Below are 18692 nucleotides of genomic sequence, written 5' to 3' on the forward strand. Positions count from 1 at the left end.
CTTATGCCTGCTCTTTTTTATGGCTTCCGCCTGATAAGAAGATCAAGGAGGAAGAAAACAATGTCATATGTTGATGAAGTGATTGAAAGAGTTGTGGCCAAGAACCCGGCGGAGCCGGAGTTCCATCAGGCTGTCAAGGAAGTGCTTGAGTCCTTAAGACCTGTAATCGAGGCAAATGAGGAGAAATACAGAAAGGAAGCGCTTCTTGAGAGACTGACTGAGCCGGAGAGACAGTTCAAATTCCGTGTGCCGTGGGTAGACGACAATGGACAGGTCCAGGTAAACACAGGATACCGCGTACAGTTTAACAGCGCGATCGGACCATACAAGGGCGGACTTCGTCTTCATCCCTCTGTAAACCTTGGTATTATCAAATTCCTCGGATTTGAGCAGATTTTCAAGAATTCCCTTACAGGACTGCCGATCGGCGGCGGCAAGGGCGGATCTGACTTCGATCCCAAGGGCAAATCAGACAGAGAAGTGATGGCATTCTGCCAGAGCTTTATGACAGAGTTATGCAAATATATCGGCGCTGACACAGATGTTCCGGCCGGAGATATCGGAACAGGCGCAAGAGAGATCGGCTACATGTTCGGACAGTACAAGCGCATCCGCGGACTGTACGAGGGCGTTCTGACAGGAAAGGGACTGACATACGGCGGATCCCTGGTTAGAACAGAGGCTACAGGCTACGGCCTTCTGTACCTGACAGAGGAGATGCTCAAGATGAACGGAAAGGACATCGCGGGCAAGACCATCGCAGTGTCCGGTTCCGGAAACGTTGCCATCTACGCTACAGAGAAAGCGCAGCAGATGGGCGCCAAGGTTGTCACAATGAGCGACTCCACAGGCTGGGTATACGACGCTGAGGGCATTGACCTTGCGGCAGTAAAGGAGATCAAGGAAGTCAACAGAGCAAGACTTTCCGAGTACACAAAGTATCGCCCGAACGCTGAGTACCACGAGGGCAGAGGCGTGTGGGGCGTGAAGGTTGACATCGCTCTTCCCTGCGCGACACAGAACGAGCTGCACCTTGAGGATGCCAAGGCTCTCGTTGCCAACGGATGCATCGCGGTTGCAGAGGGTGCCAATATGCCCACCACTCTGGAGGCTACTGAGTACCTGCAGGAGAACGGCGTGCTCTTCGCACCTGGAAAGGCTGCAAACGCCGGCGGCGTTGCCACATCTGCTCTGGAAATGTCCCAGAACAGCGAGCGCCTGAGCTGGACATTTGAGGAAGTGGACAGCAAGCTTAAGAACATCATGGTCAACATCTGCCACAACATGGCTGATGCTGCCAAGAGATACGGCCATGAAGGAAACTACGTGATGGGAGCAAACATCGCGGGCTTCGAGAAGGTTGTAAACGCAATGGAGGCTCAGGGCATCGTCTAGGAGCTGCCTTCAGAGCGCATGGTTCCGGCTTTGGCCCGGAGTATATAAAAAAACGGCGCGGCTGCGCCGTTTTTTGCTACAGAAATATTTTTGGCACAGTATGAGGAGGAGGCTATGGGATTTTTCCTTCAGGGGCTGTCCATAGGGCTTGCCTATGTGGCGCCCATTGGGCTGCAAAATCTTTTCGTCATCAACGGGGCTCTGACCCACACGCGCCGCCGTGCCCTGGCGACAGCGCTGATCGTCATCTTTTTTGACGTGACGCTGGCTCTGGCCTGCTTTTTCGGCATCGGCGCTGTGATGCAGCGGTGGAAATGGCTGCAGATGGTCGTTCTGCTGGCGGGGAGCATTGTCGTTATTTTCATAGGGGCAGGCCTGCTGCGGGCAAAGACGCAGGACATAGACCGTTCCGGGGAGACCATGTCACTTGGGAAAACAGTCTATTCCGCCTGCGTTGTGACCTGGTGTAATCCCCAGGCTATCGTGGACGGGACGATGATGCTGGGTGCCTTCCGGGTGACGCTGCCGGCATCCCGGTCCATCCCCTTTATCTGCGGTGTGGGGACAGCCTCCTGCCTGTGGTTTACAGGGCTGACGCTGGTGATCTCCGCCTTCAGCAGCCGGTTTAACGCCAGGGTGCTGCGGGCCATCAACATTGTCTGCGGCGTCGTCATCCTCTTTTACGGGTGCAGGCTGCTGGTTAGCTTCTTTGCGCTCATCTGACAAACAGGTCGTCCCAGGCAGATTTTTCTGCTATAATGAAAGCATCATGAGAATTCGCAAGCGGAGGGACGAGATATGGACAGGGAAGCAGAAAAGAAAATGCACGGAGGCGCGCTCTATCTGCCCACGGACGGGGATCTTCTTGAGGAGCAGGCGGCCTGCCTGGATCTTCTCTATGAGTACAATCATCTGAAGCCGTCCAGGGGAGAGGAGAAGAGGGCGCTGCTGGAGAAGATGTTTGCGCAGATCGGGGAGGGGTGCTATATTGAGACGCCCTTCTACGCCAACTGGGGCGGAAGGCATGTCCACTTTGGCAGCCACATCTATGCCAACTTTAATCTGACGATGGTGGACGACACCCATATTTATGTGGGCGACCACACCATGATCGGACCTAACGTCATCATTGCTGCGGGAAGTCATCCTGTGCTCCCCTCACTCAGGGAGCAGGAGTACCAGTTCAATATGCCGGTCCATGTGGGGAGAAACTGCTGGATCGGCGCGGGGGCCATCCTCCTGCCCGGCGTGACTGTGGGGGACAACACGGTCATCGGGGCCGGCAGTGTGGTGACAAAGGATATCCCGGCGGATGTGGTGGCGGCCGGGAACCCCTGCCGGGTGATGCGGCCCATCGGCGAGCGGGACAGAGAATTTTACTTCCGGGACCGCCGGATCGACCCGGAACTTCTCTGATGGGGCGGAAAATGCCGAAAAACCGGCCTTTGAGGGACTCTCGAAAAAAATGAGAAAAAATGTAAAAAAAGTGTTGACATTTGCTCGAAATCAATAGTATAATAGCAAAGCGGGTTGCGGGAAAGCAGCCCGCGAGACCAGAAAATATGGGGTCTTAGCTCAGCTGGGAGAGCATCTGCCTTACAAGCAGAGGGTCATAGGTTCGAGCCCTATAGGCCCCATATACTATGGCGGGATAGCTCAGTTGGCTAGAGCATACGGTTCATACCCGTAGTGTCGCTGGTTCGAATCCAGTTCCCGCTACTCCCGTAAGATGCGGCATCGGAGATCATCCGGTGCCGTATTTTTTTGTCTGCGGGCGGCGCCGCTCATTGACAAGATCCCGGTGGAAATTATATACTTGTACTACATATGAAAAAATGGAGGAGCGCATACTATGAATGGAAAAACGAGAGACTGGCTCTGGATCATTGTGGGAGGATACCTCACCTACACAGGCGTACAGCTTGTCATGGATGTCATGAACCAGAAGCCGGAGGGATATATAGGATTTGTGGTGGCGGGCGTGCTGTTTGCTGTGTTCGGCATCGGGCTGATCGTCTATGCTATCCGGAATATGACCAAGCCGGTAGAGGAAACGCCGGAGGAGGAAGAGCTGGATGAGGAGCTTTCCTCTGACGAGGACATGCAGCAGGAGATTGATGAGATCGAGGCGCAGGACGCAGGGCAGACCGGGACACAAAGCGCGGAGCTGACCGGGGCGCAGTCCCAGGACGAAGAGGAAAGCGGGGAATAGAAGATGAGGATTGGAACAGGCTACGACGTGCACAGACTGACAGAGGACAGGAAGCTGATCCTGGGCGGTGTGGAGATCCCCTACGAGAAGGGACTTTTGGGGCACTCTGACGCGGACGTGCTCCTCCACGCCATCATGGACGCCCTCCTGGGGGCAGCGGCTCTGGGAGATATCGGGCGGCATTTCCCCGACACAGACGAGGCCTACAGGGGCGCTTCCAGCATGAAGCTGCTGGAGCGTGTGGGAGAGCTGGTGGCCCAGGAGCTCTACGTCATCGGGAACATTGACGCCACTGTCATCGCCCAGCGCCCGAAGCTGGCCCCCTATATCGGGGAGATGCGGGACAATGTGGCCAGGGCCCTGGGTATCCGGAAGGATCAGGTCAATATCAAGGCTACCACAGAGGAAGGGCTTGGCTTTACTGGCAGCGGTCAGGGGATCGCGGCTCAGGCGGCGGCCTGCCTGGAGACCATCGCCAACTACAGCTATGAGCCCCGGCTGGAGCAGGAGGGTCAAAGCGAGGAGGCAGGGTGCGCCTCCTGCAGCGGCTGCCCCAGACAGTCCGGGCAGCGGAAGGACGGGTGAGAGAGGATGCGGATCAGAAAGCTGAAAGACGGGGAGAAGGGCGGCACCCGGAGACTGTATGAGGAGATCTTCTCCGAGGACAGCCCCTCCTTTGTGGACTATTACTATACAGAAAAGACGAAGGACAACACCATCTATGTAGTGGAGGAGGAGGGCGGCATGCGGGCTATGCTCCACCTCAATCCCTACACCCTGATGGTAAACGGAAGGGAGGAGCCCTCCCACTATATCGTGGCGGTGGCCACGGAGGAGGCCTACCGGAAGAGAGGGTATATGGCGGCTCTCTTAAAGACGGCCATTCAGGATATGTACCGGGCAGGAGAGCTCTTTACCTTCCTCATGCCGGCGGCGGAGGAGATCTATCTGCCTCACGGCTTTTCCACAGTATATGAGCAGGAGCGAAGATACTTCCGGGGGGAGGAGGAGCTTCCCGATGGCTGGAGCGCAAGAAAGGCCCTTCCGGCGGATGCGGCGGACATTGCGGATATGGCCGAAAGTGAGCTGAAGGGCCGGTATAAGGTCTATGCGAAGCGGGATCAGGCCTACTACGAGCGGCTCATCCGGGAATATGAAAGCGACGGGGGGTGCCTGATGGTCTGCGAGCAGGAGGGCCGGATTGTGGACTGCCTGCCTGCGGTGGAGGAACTGCCGGAGGAGAGACCAAAGATCATGGTCCGCCCGGTGAATGTGAAAAGGCTGCTCCTTCTTCTGGAGCTGAACTATCTGACAGCTGTGTGCTTTCAGGTGACAGATCCCATCATCCCTGAGAACAACCAGGTGTTCATGATGACGGGGACGGAGTTTTCCGGAGTCATGCTGATGGAGGGAAAGCCGGAGAACAGCGAGGGTACTCTGACTGTGGAGGCGCTCACAAAGCTTGTCTTTGGAAGGATTTCACCGGACGATATTGAAAAGGAAAAGGGAGTCACGGTGACGGAGAGGATGAAGGAGGAGCTGAAAAAAATCGTTCCTCTGTCTCCTGTTTATTTGAACGAGGTAGTGTGACCGAACCGGAAAAAGAGAAAACTCTGCCCGGCGGAGGTTGACAAATTCCGGCTTTTCACATACTATAGTAGCTATAGCGGTAAAAACGGAGAACGGAAAGAGTAATATGGAAGGGAGCCACCAGAGAGGAGCTGTCACCGGCTGAAAGCAGCTCCGGGCGAGATCCGTATGAAGTGCATCCGGGAGTTGATCCGGCGAAAGGAGGGCGCTCAGAAGAGTGCGGCGCTGACTAGCCGGGTACGCGAGGGCGGGCGTTATCAGCCGGAAAGCGGGGAGCAGCTGCGTGCGCAAGGCAGGCGGGTGCTTTCAAAAGGAGTGGAACCACGGATCATCATTCGTCTCTTACATGTATTGTAAGAGACTTTTTTATTCTCCTGGAAAGTCCCTTTGGACTCCCCGGCCGATCCGCGGCATGGCGGCGCGCCCCTGACATGGAAAGACCAGAAAAGGGAGGAAGGATATGGGACTTGTAAAATATATTCGGGAAGAGATACAGGTGATCCGGGAGAGAGACCCGGCCATCAAGTCCAACTGGGAAGTGTTTCTCTACCCGAGCTTTAAGGTGATTTTAAGCTACCGGGTGGCCCACAGGCTGTACCGGAAGAAGCATTACTTTCTCGCCAGATGGGTGTCCCAGCGGGCGGCCAGGAAGACGGGAATCGAGATCCACCCCGGCGCCAGGATCGGCAGGGGGCTCTTTATCGACCACGGGACAGGCGTTATCATTGGCGAGACCACCATCATCGGAAACAACGTGACCCTCTACCAGGGTGTGACCCTGGGGGGCACAGGCAAGGAGAAGGGGAAAAGACACCCCACCCTGAAGGACAATGTGATGGTCAGCGCCGGGGCCAAGATACTGGGGTCATTTACCATCGGGGAGAACTCCAAGATCGGCGCCGGGGCGGTGGTGCTCAAGGAGGTGCCGCCTAACTGCACTGTGGTGGGAGTCCCGGGACGCATCGTGAAGATGGGAGACCAGAAAATTCCCAGGGAGGATATGGATCAGGTGCATCTGCCTGACCCGGTGAGCAACGACATCCGTGAGCTCCAGCAGGATAATATCCGCCTGAAGAAGGAATTAAGAGAGCTGGAAAAGCACATGAAATGCATGAAAGACAATTCCATAGAGATGGAAGAAGATAAGGAGGAGCAACATGAAGCTGTTTAACACAATGACAAGGAAAAAGGAAGAGTTTGTACCCCTGGAGGAGGGCAAGGTCAGGATGTACGTCTGCGGCCCCACGGTGTACAATCTGATACACATCGGAAACGCCAGACCTATGATCGTGTTTGACACGGTCAGGAGATATTTTGAGTACAAGGGGTACGATGTGAATTTTGTGTCCAATTTCACGGACGTGGACGACAAGATCATCAAGAAGGCCATCGAGGAGGGCGTGTCCGCGGACGAGATCTCCAAGAGATACATCGCCGAGTGCAAAAAGGACATGGAGGGCATGAACATTGAGCCCGCCACAAAAAATCCCCTGGCCACAGAGGAGATCTGCGGCATGGTGGAGATGATCCAGCAGCTCATCGACAAGGGGTATGCCTATGAGAAGAACGGAACAGTCTATTTCCGCACAAGACAGTTCAAGGACTACGGCAAGCTGTCCCACAAAAATCTGGACGACCTGCGCTCCGGCAACAGAACCCTGCTGGTGAGCGGCGAGGACGAGAAGGAGGACCCGCTGGATTTCGTGCTCTGGAAGCCCAAGAAGGAGGGAGAGCCCTCCTGGGAGTCACCCTGGAGCGACGGCCGCCCGGGCTGGCACATTGAGTGCTCTGTCATGTCAAAGAAATACCTTGGAGAGCAGATCGACATTCACGCGGGCGGGGAGGATCTGGTGTTCCCCCATCACGAGAACGAGATCGCCCAGAGCGAGGCGGCAAACGGAAAGGAATTCGCAAAATACTGGATGCACAACGCGTTCTTAAATATCGACAACCACAAGATGAGCAAGTCCCTTGGCAACTTCCGCACAGTCCGGGAGATCAGCGAGCAGTACGACCTGCAGGTGCTCCGGTTCTTCATGCTAAGCGCCCACTACAGGAGCCCCTTAAACTTCAGCGCGGATCTGATGGAGGCCTCCAAGAATGGTCTGGACAGGATCGTGAACGCGGCGGAGAACCTGAAGTATCTGAGTGAAAACGCAAAGACCGCCGACATGTCCCCGGAGGAGAAGGAGGCGCTGGCGAAGACAGAGGAGTATGTAAAAGCCTTTGAGACCGCCATGGACGACGATTTCAACACGGCGGACGCCATTGCCGCCGTCTTTGACCTTGTGAAATACTGCAACACCACTGCCGGCGAGGACAGCTCCGCCGCTTACGCGAAAGGGCTGCTGGAGGTGCTGGAGAAGCTCTGCAATGTGCTGGGGCTGATCGTAGTGAAGGAGACAGAGATGCTGGACGAGGACATCGAGGCTCTCATCGAGGAGCGCCAGGCGGCCAGAAAGGCAAAGAATTTCGCCCGGGCGGATGAGATCAGAGACGAGCTGGCAGCCAGGGGCATTATCCTTGAGGATACACGTGAAGGAGTAAAATGGAAAAGAGCGTAGAACAGAAGATACAGTGGCAGTTTGAGGACTATATGCGGGAGATCTTCCAGATGGAGGAGGCGGATATCCGGGAGTATTCGCCTCTCACCCTGGCCTACATCGGCGACAGCATCTATGACCTGGTCATCAAGACGCTGGTGGTCAGCAAAGGGAACCGCCCTGTGAACCAGCTCCACAGGATGACCAGCTCCCTTGTGCAGGCGTCCGCACAGTCCCGGATGATGCGCACCCTGCAGGGGATCCTGACAGAGGAGGAGCACGGGGTCTACAAGAGGGGGAGGAACGCCAAGAGCGTGTCCCCCGCCAAGAACCAGTCTGTGACAGATTACAGGCGGGCCACCGGCTTTGAGGCCCTTATGGGGTATCTCTACCTGAAAAGGGACTGGGCGAGGATGCTCACCCTGATCCGCGCCGGGCTTGACAGCCTGGAGGCCGGGGAAGAGGCAGGCGAAGCCGGCGGAGACGTGCCAAGCGCAGAGGTGCCCGGTAAAGATGTACCCGGTAAAGACAAAGTCCGCGAAAACCATAAAGAGGATGAACTATGAGTGACAGAGAGATAGAAAAAAACAGTACTGTGATCGAAGGGCGGAACGCTGTCCTTGAGGCCTTCCGCTCCGGGAAGACCATTGACAAGCTGTTTGTCCAGGACGGCTGCAAGGACGGCCCTGTGCAGACCATTCTGCGGGAGGCGAGAAAGCACGACACTATCGTCCAGTTTGTGTCAAAGGAGAGACTGGGCCAGCTCTCCGGGACAGGACATCACCAGGGCGTGATCGCCCAGGCCGCGGCATGGGAGTACGCCAGCGTGGAGGATATGCTGAAGCTGGCAAGGAGCAGGGGGGAAGCCCCCTTCCTCATCCTCCTGGACAATGTGGAGGATCCCCACAATCTGGGGGCCATCATCCGGACAGCCAACCTGGCCGGGGCCCACGGGGTCATTATCCCGAAGCGCCGGGCAGTGGGGCTGACGGCCACAGTGGCCCGCACCTCCGCCGGAGCCATTAACTACACGCCGGTGGCCAAGGTCACCAACCTGGTCCGCACCATGGAGGAGCTGAAGAAGGAAGGCCTCTGGTTTGTGTGCGCCGACATGGGCGGGGAGCTCATGTATGACCTGGATCTGAAGGGGCCCATCGGCCTTGTCATCGGAAACGAGGGGGAGGGCGTGGGACGCCTTGTGAAGGAAAGCTGTGACTTTACGGCAGCCATCCCCATGAAGGGGGACATTGACTCCCTGAACGCGTCGGTGGCGGCGGGAGTTTTGGCCTACGAGATCGTCCGCCAGAGGATGAGCTAGAGCGCGAAGAGGGCCGGAGGCTTTGGCGGGACGGAAAGGAAGGTAGTATGCCTCAGTATGAACAGATGACAGATGAGCAGCTGATACGCAGGCTCCGGGAGGGGGACCGGGCGATCACGGACTATCTGATGGAAAAATATAAGGGACTGGTCAAAAAGGAGGCCAAGGCCATGTACCTTCTGGGAGGAGAGAACGATGACCTCATCCAGGAGGGGATGATCGGCCTTTTCAAGGCCGTCCAGGACTACGACACGACCCAGGAGGCATCCTTTTACAGCTTTGCCAGGCTCTGTGTCAGAAGGCAGCTCTACAGTGCCATAGAGGCGTCCAGGAGGAAGAAGCACACCCCCTTAAATTCCTACATCTCCCTCTACGAGAGGGAGAACCCGGAGGAGGGGGAGGGAGCCAAGCTGATGGACACCATCCAGGCCGGCACGGAGAGCGACCCGGAGCAGGCCTTCCTCAGCAAGGACAATGCCAGGAGGATCGAGGAGGAGCTGGAGGGAGCTTTAAGTGACCTGGAGAGGAGGGTGCTCTACCTCCATCTTCTGGGGACAGACTACCGGACCATAGCGGGGCTGCTGGACAAAAGTCCCAAGACTGTGGACAATGCCCTCCAGAGAATCAAGGCCAAAACTCAGAAGATCCTGCGCAGTGAGGACGGGAAAGATTGACAGACAGCCGGAAGTGTGATATTTTATTTATCAATCCGGTATAAATCTGACAAATGCCGGGAACAAGCAGAAAAGAAAGGTGTGATTACATACATGGACGATGACAGTGACACTGAGAGCTGTGCATGCTTTCAGATGACAGTGTGTGCGGCAGATTTGTGGGCACAGGAAGAGAATGATCCATGTGATATCATGAATAGATAAGGGTATAGCCTGCAGGCGCGCGCCGGTACGACGCGGGGCCTGTGGGTTATACCCTTTTGCGATATTACTTATGACATTACATTCATTACATTAATGATCGATCGGGAGGATTAAGAAAGAAATGGTTGGACCATTAATTTTACAGGTTGTACTGATCGCGCTGAACGCGATCTTTGCAAGCGCGGAGATCGCCGTGATCTCCATGAACGAGACGAAACTGAAAAAAATGGCGGAGGACGGAGACCGCCGGGCACGCCATCTGTACACGCTGACAGAGCAGCCCGCCAAGTTCCTGTCCACCATCCAGGTGGCCATCACCCTGGCAGGACAGCTGGGAAGTGCCTTCGCGGCGGACAGCTTTTCCGGCCCTCTCTCGGACTGGATCATCAGCATGGGAGTGGCTGTGCCGGAGCGGGTGGTGAGAACGGTGGCCCTTGTGGTCATTACAGTCATACTGGCCTACTTCAGCCTCGTGTTCGGCGAGCTGGTGCCCAAGCGGATCGCCATGAAGAAGTCGGAGCAGCTCTCCCTTCTGCTGTCCGGCCTTCTGTACGGGGTGTCCAAGGTATTTGCGCCCATCGTGTTCCTGCTGACCAAATCCACCAACGGCATGCTGCGGCTTCTGCACATCAACCCGGAGGAAGAGGAGGAGCAGGTGACGGAGGAGGAGATCCGGATGCTCCTCATGGAGGGAAATGCCCAGGGAAATATTGACAGCGAGGAGAGCGAGATGATCCGCAACGTGTTTGAGTTTGACGACATCTCCGTGGAGCAGATCTGTACCCACAGGGTGGACATGGACTGCCTGTACCTGGACGAGGACATGAAGGAGTGGGAGACCCTCATCCACTCTACCAGACACACCCACTATCCGGTCTGCAACGAGAACCAGGAGGACATAGTGGGCGTGCTGGACACGAAGGACTATTTCCGCCTGGAGGACAAGAGCAGGGACAATGTCATGGCAAATGCGGTGGAGAAGGCCTACTTTGTGCCGGAGACCATGAAGGCCAACACCCTGTTCCAGAACATGAAGAAGAAGCGCATCTATTTTGCTGTGCTTGTGGATGAGTACGGCGGTGTCAGCGGCATCATCACCCTCCACGACCTGATGGAGTCCCTGGTGGGGGATCTCTATGACCCGGACGACGAGGAGGAGCCGGAGGACATCGTGAAGATCGCCGACGGCCAGTGGCGCATCCAGGGAGGCGCGGACGTGGAGGATGTGGCTGAGGAGCTGAAGGTAGAACTCCCCGCCCAGGACTATGACACCTTTGGCGGCTACGTCTGCGGCGTCATAGACCGCATCCCGGAGGACGGGGAGACCTTTGTCTGCGGCACTGACGACCTGGAGATCCGGGTTCTGGCCGTGGAAAACCACCGCATCAAGGAAGCCATTGTGTGGAAAAAGGAAAAGCCGGAGGAGGAGACGCAGGAGAGAAAATAGCCTGATGCCTGAAAAGAGGACCGGTGAGAAGACGGGACAGGAGCGCGGGAGCGTCTGCAAAGCCGCAGATGCTCCCGTGGGCCTGAAAACAGAAAAAGAGATTTTCAAAAAAGTCATTGACAAGTCCGGCTTTATATTGTATATTGTTCATGTTGCTTACGAAATATATGCTGCCTTGGCTCAGTAGGTAGAGCGTCGCCTTGGTAAGGCGGAGGTCGGCGGTTCAAGTCCGCTAGGCAGCTTTTCCATTTATAATGGAACTCATATTGTTGAATGGGGCATTAGCGCAGTTGGGAGCGCGCCACACTGGCAGTGTGGAGGTCACGGGTTCAAGTCCCGTATGCTCCATTTTTTTTGTGCGAAAATTTAAGAATTTCTTTACATTTCTTAAGTATTCATTGCCCTTCTTGTGGATCCTGTCGGATTAGGTTATACTCTGTCGAAAAGAGTATGTCTGGGGAGGATGAAGAGGGACAATGAACAGGAAGGGGAAAAGCAGAGAGACAAGAGGGCGGATACATGGCAGACCCGGGGCAGGGGAGCGGATGCGCAGAAGAAGGAGAAAACGGCTCACAGCCAGGCTGCTGGTGGCCGCAGCCATCCTGCTTGTCTGCGCCGGAGCCGCGGGAACGCTCCTTGTCCTGTCCGGCTTTGGGCGGCAGGCCCGGATACAGATCGCCGCCCCGGACCAGGAGGTCTATGTGGGGGAGGAGCAGCCGCCTCTGTTTGCAAAGGTGACTTCGGATACGGAAAAGTACAATAAGAGGATCCGACTGGACAAACAGAAGAAATGGACGGCAGAGGAGCTGATGCGCCAGCTGGAGAGAGGAGAGGGTTTTTCCCTTGTGTGCGACGCGGACCTGTCCATGGAGGGGACTTACCCCGTGCGGATCGAGCTTGGCGGGAAGCTGAAGAAAAAACTGGGAGGAGACTGGGAAAAGAAGGTGCAGATCCAGCTAAAAGACGGCACCTTGACGGTCAAAAACCCTGTGGGTCAGTGGAAGGACGGAAAATTTCAGCGGTATGACGGCTCATGGGTCACAGACAGCTTTGTCACCTGGCAGAAGAAGAGCTACTATTTTAACTCTGCCGGGGACATGGCAACCGGCTGGCAGGAGATCGGCGGAGGCAGGTATTTCTTTGACGACAGCGGCGCCATGGAGGCCGGCCAGTGGAAGGACGGGGAGGACGGCAGGTATTACCTTGGGGCGGACGGACGGGCCCTCACCGGCTGGCAGGAGATAGAGGGGAGCCGGTACTATTTTGACCAGAAGGGGAAGATGGCTGTGGGGGACGTCTACATGGGCCTCTCCCTCTATTCCTTTGACGGGGACGGGAAATTTCTCTCCGTGAAGGAGAGCCAGGTGGACCCGTCCCGTCCTATGGTGGCCCTCACCTTTGACGACGGCCCCGGGAAGAGGACAGGGGAGATACTGGATCAGCTGAAAAAGTACGGCGCCCACGCCACATTCTTCATGCTGGGGGAGAAGGTCTCCTCTTACCCGGAGCTGGTAAAGCAGATGAAGGACACAGGCTGCGAGCTGGGGAACCACTCCTATGACCACCCGGACCTGACTAAGCTGGACGCGGGGGGCGTGTCCTCCCAGATCCGGCGGACAAACGACAACATCCAGGCGGCCGCCGGCTCCCAGGCCACGGTCATGCGCCCTCCCTACGGAGCCATCAACAGCACCGTGTCCGGGAACGTGGGGATGCCCATGATCCTGTGGAGCATCGACACGCTGGACTGGAAGACAAGGGACGCCAGGAAGACGATAGACACGGTCATGAGCTCTGTGGATGACGGCGACATCATCCTGATGCACGACATACATACAGAGTCTGTGGACGCGGCCCTGGAGCTTATACCAAAGCTCCAGGAGGCGGGCTATCAGCTTGTGACCGTGTCAGAGATGGCGGCGGCAAAGAACACAGCTCTGCTGTCCGGAAAGAGCTACACGGATTTTTAGCCTGGTTTCCCGCCAGACCTTGCGGCTTGTGCTTGTGGATTGCCGGGAAGTATGGTAAGATATTCTTCATGACCAGATCAATTATTGTTATCAGGAGGTTGACATGGGAGAAGAAGTGGTTTCCAAAAATTTTATTGAGCAGGAGATAGATAAAGATCTCAGAGAGGGAGTGTACGACAATGTGTGTACCAGGTTCCCGCCGGAGCCGAACGGGTACCTCCACATCGGACATGCCAAGTCCATCCTCTTAAACTACGGGCTGGCGCAGAAGTACGGCGGCACCTTCCACCTGCGGTTTGACGATACCAACCCCACCAAGGAGGATATGGAGTTCGTGGAGTCCATCAAGGAGGATGTGCAGTGGCTGGGCGCTGACTACGGAGAGCATCTGTATTTTGCCTCCGACTATTTTGATATCATGTACGAGTGCGCGGTGAAGCTGATCAAGAAGGGAAAGGCCTACGTCTGCGACCTGAGCCCGGAGGAGATACGGGAATACAGAGGAACTCTCACAGAGCCCGGCAAGAACAGTCCCTACAGGGATCGCTCCGTTGAGGAGAACCTGGCCCTCTTCGAGGCTATGAAAAACGGGGAGTACAAGGACGGGGAGAAGGTGCTGCGGGCCAAGATTGATATGGCCTCCCCCAATATCAACATGCGGGATCCCATCATCTACCGGGTGGCCCATATGACTCACCACAATACGGGAGATAAATGGTGCATTTACCCCATGTATGATTTTGCCCACCCCATCGAGGACGCGGTGGAGAAGATTACCCACTCTATCTGCACACTGGAGTTTGAGGATCACAGGCCTCTCTACGACTGGGTGGTGAGGGAATGTGAATTCGATCCGGCTCCCCGCCAGATCGAGTTCGCCAAGCTGTACCTGACCAACGTGGTGACAGGCAAGCGCTATATCAAGAAGCTGGTGCAGGAGGGCATTGTGGACGGCTGGGATGACCCCCGCCTTGTGTCCATCGCGGCTCTGAGAAGGAGAGGCTTTACGCCCGAGTCCATCAAGATGTTCGTGGAGATGTGCGGTGTGTCCAAGAGCCAGAGCTCTGTGGATTACGCCATGCTGGAGTACTGCATCCGGGAGGACCTGAAGATGAAGCGCCCCCGCATGATGGCAGTCCTGGATCCCATCAAGCTGGTGATCGACAACTACCCGGAGGGAGAGAAGGAATACCTGGATGTGGCTAACAACCTGGAGAACGAGGAGCTGGGAATGAGACAGCTTCCCTTTGAGAGAGAGCTGTACATTGAGCGGGATGATTTCATGATCGAGCCTCCGAAGAAATATTTCCGCCTCTTTCCGGGAAATGAGGTGCGCCTGATGCACGCCTACTTTGTGAAGTGCGTGGGCTACGAGACCGACGAGGAGGGCAATGTGACCGTGGTACATGCCACCTACGACCCGGAGACAAAGGCGGGCTCCGGCTTTACAGGAAGGAAAGTCAAGGGAACCATTCACTGGGTTCCGGTCTCCTGTGCCCAGAAGGCAGAGATCCGTCTCTACGAGAACCTGATCGATGAGGAGAAGGGTGTGTACAATAAGGAGGACGGCTCTTTGAACCTGAACCCCAACTCTCTGGAGATCCGGAAGAACTGCTTTGTGGAGCCCAGCTTCCAGGATGCAAAGGCCTACGACAGCTTCCAGTTCGTCAGAAACGGCTATTTCTGCATTGATGCCAGGGACTCAAGGCCGGATGCCCTCGTGTTCAACAGGATCGTGTCCCTGAAGAGCTCCTTTAAGCTGCCTAAATAGCCGTGCCATGAACGAGCTGACGATCCATCTTGCGCCTCACAGCGGCACGCCGCTGTACGAGCAGATTTACAGGTATATAAAAGAAAATATAAGGACAGGCAGGATCTCCTGTGGGGAGAAGCTGCCCTCCACCCGGGCTCTGTGCAGCCACCTGGAGGTCAGCAGGAGCACAGTGGAGATGGCCTACGAGCAGCTTCTTTCAGAGGGCTACATCGAGGCTGTCCCATACAGGGGATACTTCGTGGCAGAGGTGGAGGAGCTGTGGCATCTGGAGCCGGCCCCGGCCAGGGATGAAAAAAAGCGGGAGGAAAAGAAGCCGTCTTTCAGATACCGCTTTGACTTTACGCCCAACGGGGTAGATCTGAACAGCTTTCCTTACAACATCTGGCGGAAGCTGTCCAGGGAGGTGCTGCTGGATGACAGGACAGAGCTCTTCCGGCTGGGTGAGCCACAGGGGGAGTACGAGTTCCGCAGAGCGATCTGCAGCTATCTCTACCAGGCCAGGGGAGTGAACTGCTCACCCCGGCAGGTGGTCGTGGGGGCCGGGAGCGACTACCTCCTCATGCTCCTTTGCTCCCTGCTTGGGAGAGATCATGTCATCGCCGTGGAGAACCCTACCTACATGCAGGCCTACCGGCTCTTCCGGAGCCAGTCCTACAGGGTTTGTCCCATCCGCATGGACAGGCGGGGAATGGACACCCGGCTGCTGGAGGAGTCGGGGGCGGACATCGCCTACGTGACGCCCTCCCACCAGTATCCCACCGGGATCGTCATGCCTATCCGCCGGCGGATGGAGCTGCTGGCCTGGGCGGAGGCGAAAAGAGGCAGATATATTGTGGAGGACGACTATGACAGTGAATTCCGCTACAAGGGGAAGCCGATTCCGGCGCTCCAGGGCTATGACGCCAGGGGGAAGGTCATATACCTGGGTACCTTTTCCAAGTCCATTGCCCCTGCCATCCGTCTCAGCTACATGGTGCTCCCGGAAGTCCTGTGCGTGGAGTACGAAAGAAAGCTGGGGTTTATCAATTCCACTGTGTCCAAGGTGGATCAGCTCATCATGTGCCGCTTCCTGGAGGAGGGGTACTATGAGCGCCATCTCAACAAGACACGGTCCCTGTACAGGGGCAGGCACGACCAGCTCATAGCGGGACTGAAGCCCCTGGCGGACACATGCCGGATATCCGGGGAGAACGCGGGAGTACACCTTCTCCTTCACTTTGACGACGGCAGGACGGAGAGAGAGCTGATAGAGAAGGCGGCCGCCCGGGGGATCCGGGTGTACGGCATGTCAGACTACATCGTGGGCGAGCCGGGCAGAGAGGCGGTCATCCTTCTGGGCTATGCCAACATGCCTGAGGAGCGGATCAAGGAGGCCTGCGACATTCTCTGCGGGATATGGAAGCGGGACGTGTGAACAGAAGGGAAGCGCGAACCGAAAATGAAACATAAAAGCGGGAGCTCTCCCTGGATGATCCTTGCAGATCACCGGGAAGGCTCCCGCTTTTTACATAACTTCATTTTCACGTGATTTTTATGCGTCCTTTTTGTCCTCGCTGCCGGCCTCTTCTTTTTTATCGGCAGGCTCCCGCGCATCCTCTTCGCTGTCCTCCCTGGGAGGGGTGTTGAGGGGAACGTACTCCCGGTCGCCTACCGGCTTCAGGTCGTTGTCAAGGTCAAAATCCTCATCCTCAAACTCATCCATATCGTCATCTGTGGTATCTGAAGAAGATTTTTTCAGATAATAGTAAAGTCCGGCAGCGGCGCTTCCCACAGCGGCCAGACCGAGCACGCGTTTTATCCATTTAGACATATTCATGACTCCTTTCTGCAGACTGCGTGTATGTTATGATACATTGTAATACTTTTGAACAAAAAAAGAAAGGGGAAACATGCAAATACTGGCGAAATTCCGGGCACAGGTCCGGTTGTAGAGGCCGGGAAAGTGTGTTACACTATATTGCGTCAGACAAGATAAGGAGGACTTTATGGGAAAAAACGAACCGGGAAAGGCGCGGTCAGGGCTTTCCAGGATCATATTCAGCCGTACAGGATTTATTCTTCTTCTGATCCTGATACAGCTTGGAATTTTTGTGGTGACAACAAATCTGCTGCAGTCGTACGCGCTTTTTATAAACGGAATTCTCAGAGTAATGGGTGTTGTCGTGCTGATCTATATTATCAACGCGGAGGGAAACCCTGCCTTTAAGATGACGTGGATGCTCTGCGTCATGGCGTTTCCCGCGGTGGGCACACTGTTCTATATATATGTAAAGACACAGGTGGGCGCCCGGTGGATGGGAAAGCGGCTGGCCACCCTGAAGATAGAGACAGATCCCTACATGATGCAGGACATGGACGTGGTGGACGCGCTGCGGGCCAGCAAGCCGTCCAATGCGAATCTGGCCTACTACCTGGCCCATCACATGGGATTTCCCACATACCGGAACACGGAGGTGACATACTTTCCGCTGGGGGAGGACAAATTTGAGGCCCTTGTCCCTGAGCTGAAAAAAGCCCGCAAATACATTTTCATGGAATATTTTATCGTGGAGAAGGGCTACATGTGGGACACCATCCTTAAGATCCTTGTGCAGAAGGCAAGGGAGGGGGTGGAGGTGCGCTTCATGTACGACGGCACCTGCGCCATCTCCAACCTGCCCTACGACTATCCCCAGGAGCTGGAGCGAAAGGGCATCCGGTGCAAGATGATGAACCCTATCAAGCCCTTTTTGTCCACCGTGCAGAACAACAGGGACCACCGGAAGATCTGCGTCATTGACGGCCGGGTGGGCTTTACGGGAGGCATCAATCTGGGGGACGAGTACATCAACCGGAAGGAGCGGTTCGGCCACTGGAAGGACACGGCTGTCATGCTGAAGGGGGACGCGGTCCAGAGCCTGACCATGCTGTTCCTCCAGATGTGGAACGTGGACGAGAAGGAGGAGGAGCACTACGGGCATTACCTGACTCCAAGGCGGCAGGGGCTGCGAAGAGAGCTGGGGTACGTGCTCCCCTACGGGGACAGCCCGTTTGACGATGAAAATGTGGGGGAGGAGGTGTACTTCCACATCCTGAACCATGCGAAGAAGTACGTGCACATTATGACCCCCTACCTCATACTGGACAATGAGATGATCACTACCCTGACAAGGGCGGCCAAGAGCGGCATCGAGGTCATCATCATCATGCCTCACATTCCGGACAAGTGGTACGCCTTTGTGGTGGCCAAGACCTACTACAGGGAGCTCATCCGGGCGGGGGTCCAGATCTACGAGTACAAGCCGGGCTTTGTCCACGCCAAGGTCTTTGTGTCAGACGATGACACGGCCACGGTGGGTACCATCAACCTGGACTACAGGAGTCTCTACCTGCATTTTGAGTGCGGCGTGTTCATATACAACAATTCCGTGGTGGACCGGGTGGAGAGAGATTTTCAGGAGACACTCATGAAGTGCCACAAGGTCAGTCTTGTGGAGCTGAGAAACAGGAGCCTGTTCTCCAAGATAGCAGGGCAGGTGCTCAGACTGGTTGCTCCTCTCATGTAGCCGGCAAAGCAGGCCCGTTG

General features: G+C 56.0%; 18 protein-coding genes and 4 tRNA genes. 21 read left to right on the forward strand and 1 reads right to left on the reverse strand.

The genetic code is table 11. The features are described 5' to 3' along the window. The first annotated feature begins 60 nt into the window (after positions 1–60). The 20 genes from gdhA to NI21_RS0101640 all read left to right on the forward strand — a co-directional run bounded on the left by gdhA (position 61) and on the right by NI21_RS0101640 (position 16541). Positions 61–1395, forward strand: a complete 1335-nt coding sequence (gdhA, locus tag NI21_RS0101550) for an NADP-specific glutamate dehydrogenase (protein WP_033124491.1) — start codon at positions 61–63, stop codon at positions 1393–1395. Between the two features lie 114 nt (positions 1396–1509). Beyond that, entirely contained in the window at positions 1510–2118 is a 609-nt protein-coding gene (locus tag NI21_RS0101555) for a LysE/ArgO family amino acid transporter (protein WP_033124492.1), read from the forward strand. A 75-nt stretch (positions 2119–2193) separates the two neighbouring features. Then, a complete protein-coding gene (locus NI21_RS0101560; protein ID WP_033124493.1) occupies positions 2194–2811 on the forward strand; it encodes a sugar O-acetyltransferase in 618 nt (205 codons plus the stop codon). A 148-nt stretch (positions 2812–2959) separates the two neighbouring features. After that, positions 2960–3032 (forward strand) — tRNA-Val (locus NI21_RS0101565). Between the two features lie 8 nt (positions 3033–3040). Next, positions 3041–3114, forward strand: a tRNA-Met gene (locus tag NI21_RS0101570). Between the two features lie 133 nt (positions 3115–3247). Beyond that, complete coding sequence (locus tag NI21_RS0101575) at positions 3248–3607, forward strand: hypothetical protein (RefSeq protein ID WP_033124494.1); 360 nt, start codon at positions 3248–3250, stop codon at positions 3605–3607. Between the two features lie 3 nt (positions 3608–3610). Beyond that, complete coding sequence (gene ispF, locus NI21_RS0101580) at positions 3611–4192, forward strand: 2-C-methyl-D-erythritol 2,4-cyclodiphosphate synthase (RefSeq protein ID WP_033124495.1); 582 nt, start codon at positions 3611–3613, stop codon at positions 4190–4192. 6 nt (positions 4193–4198) lie between these two features. Beyond that, positions 4199–5197, forward strand: coding sequence for a GNAT family N-acetyltransferase (locus NI21_RS0101585; RefSeq protein WP_033124496.1), 999 nt, complete (start codon positions 4199–4201; stop codon positions 5195–5197). Between the two features lie 460 nt (positions 5198–5657). Continuing rightward, positions 5658–6368 (forward strand): serine O-acetyltransferase EpsC, encoded by a 711-nt coding sequence (gene epsC, locus NI21_RS0101590; RefSeq protein WP_033124497.1) that lies wholly within the window; start codon positions 5658–5660, stop codon positions 6366–6368. After that, positions 6355–7761, forward strand: coding sequence for a cysteine--tRNA ligase (gene cysS / locus NI21_RS0101595; protein ID WP_033124498.1), 1407 nt, complete (start codon positions 6355–6357; stop codon positions 7759–7761). The genes epsC and cysS overlap by 14 nt, the downstream gene beginning before the upstream one ends. Continuing rightward, a complete protein-coding gene (locus tag NI21_RS0101600) occupies positions 7746–8306 on the forward strand; it encodes a ribonuclease III domain-containing protein (protein ID WP_081957930.1) in 561 nt (186 codons plus the stop codon). Before cysS ends, NI21_RS0101600 begins: the two co-directional genes overlap by 16 nt. Then, the gene (gene rlmB, locus NI21_RS0101605) at positions 8303–9058 is read left to right on the forward strand and encodes a 23S rRNA (guanosine(2251)-2'-O)-methyltransferase RlmB (RefSeq protein WP_033124499.1); all 756 of its coding nucleotides are present in this window, start codon (positions 8303–8305) and stop codon (positions 9056–9058) included. The genes NI21_RS0101600 and rlmB overlap by 4 nt, the downstream gene beginning before the upstream one ends. Before the next feature lie 47 nt (positions 9059–9105). After that, the gene (locus NI21_RS0101610; protein WP_033124500.1) at positions 9106–9732 is read left to right on the forward strand and encodes a sigma-70 family RNA polymerase sigma factor; all 627 of its coding nucleotides are present in this window, start codon (positions 9106–9108) and stop codon (positions 9730–9732) included. A gap of 325 nt (positions 9733–10057) precedes the next feature. Further along, positions 10058–11383, forward strand: coding sequence for a hemolysin family protein (locus NI21_RS0101615; protein WP_033124501.1), 1326 nt, complete (start codon positions 10058–10060; stop codon positions 11381–11383). Between the two features lie 4 nt (positions 11384–11387). Beyond that, a complete protein-coding gene (locus NI21_RS16240; RefSeq protein ID WP_081957931.1) occupies positions 11388–11570 on the forward strand; it encodes a hypothetical protein in 183 nt (60 codons plus the stop codon). Beyond that, positions 11553–11625 (forward strand) — tRNA-Thr (locus tag NI21_RS0101620). The genes NI21_RS16240 and NI21_RS0101620 overlap by 18 nt, the downstream gene beginning before the upstream one ends. 33 nt (positions 11626–11658) lie before the next feature. Continuing rightward, positions 11659–11731 (forward strand) — tRNA-Ala (locus tag NI21_RS0101625). 128 nt (positions 11732–11859) lie between these two features. Continuing rightward, a complete protein-coding gene (locus NI21_RS0101630; RefSeq protein WP_242842792.1) occupies positions 11860–13353 on the forward strand; it encodes a polysaccharide deacetylase family protein in 1494 nt (497 codons plus the stop codon). 103 nt (positions 13354–13456) lie between these two features. After that, on the forward strand, positions 13457–15124 hold the full coding sequence (locus tag NI21_RS0101635) for a glutamine--tRNA ligase/YqeY domain fusion protein (RefSeq protein WP_033124502.1): 1668 nt from the start codon (positions 13457–13459) through the stop codon (positions 15122–15124). A gap of 7 nt (positions 15125–15131) precedes the next feature. After that, the gene (locus NI21_RS0101640; protein WP_033124503.1) at positions 15132–16541 is read left to right on the forward strand and encodes a PLP-dependent aminotransferase family protein; all 1410 of its coding nucleotides are present in this window, start codon (positions 15132–15134) and stop codon (positions 16539–16541) included. A gap of 117 nt (positions 16542–16658) precedes the next feature. Here the strand turns inward: NI21_RS0101640 and NI21_RS0101645 are convergent, their stop codons facing one another. Further along, positions 16659–16937: a hypothetical protein gene (locus NI21_RS0101645; protein ID WP_033124504.1), complete on the reverse strand. Its 279-nt coding sequence runs from the start codon at positions 16935–16937 to the stop codon at positions 16659–16661. 175 nt (positions 16938–17112) lie between these two features. Between NI21_RS0101645 and cls the strand changes: the two genes are divergently transcribed. Continuing rightward, positions 17113–18672 carry a cardiolipin synthase gene (gene cls / locus NI21_RS0101650; RefSeq protein WP_033124505.1) on the forward strand — a complete coding sequence of 520 codons (1560 nt, stop codon included), beginning with the start codon at positions 17113–17115 and terminating at the stop codon, positions 18670–18672. Positions 18673–18692: the final 20 nt, after the last annotated feature.

The organism is Eubacterium sp. ER2 (assembly GCF_000765215.1).
GTDB classification, from domain to species: Bacteria; Bacillota; Clostridia; order Lachnospirales; family Lachnospiraceae; genus Claveliimonas; species Claveliimonas intestinigallinarum.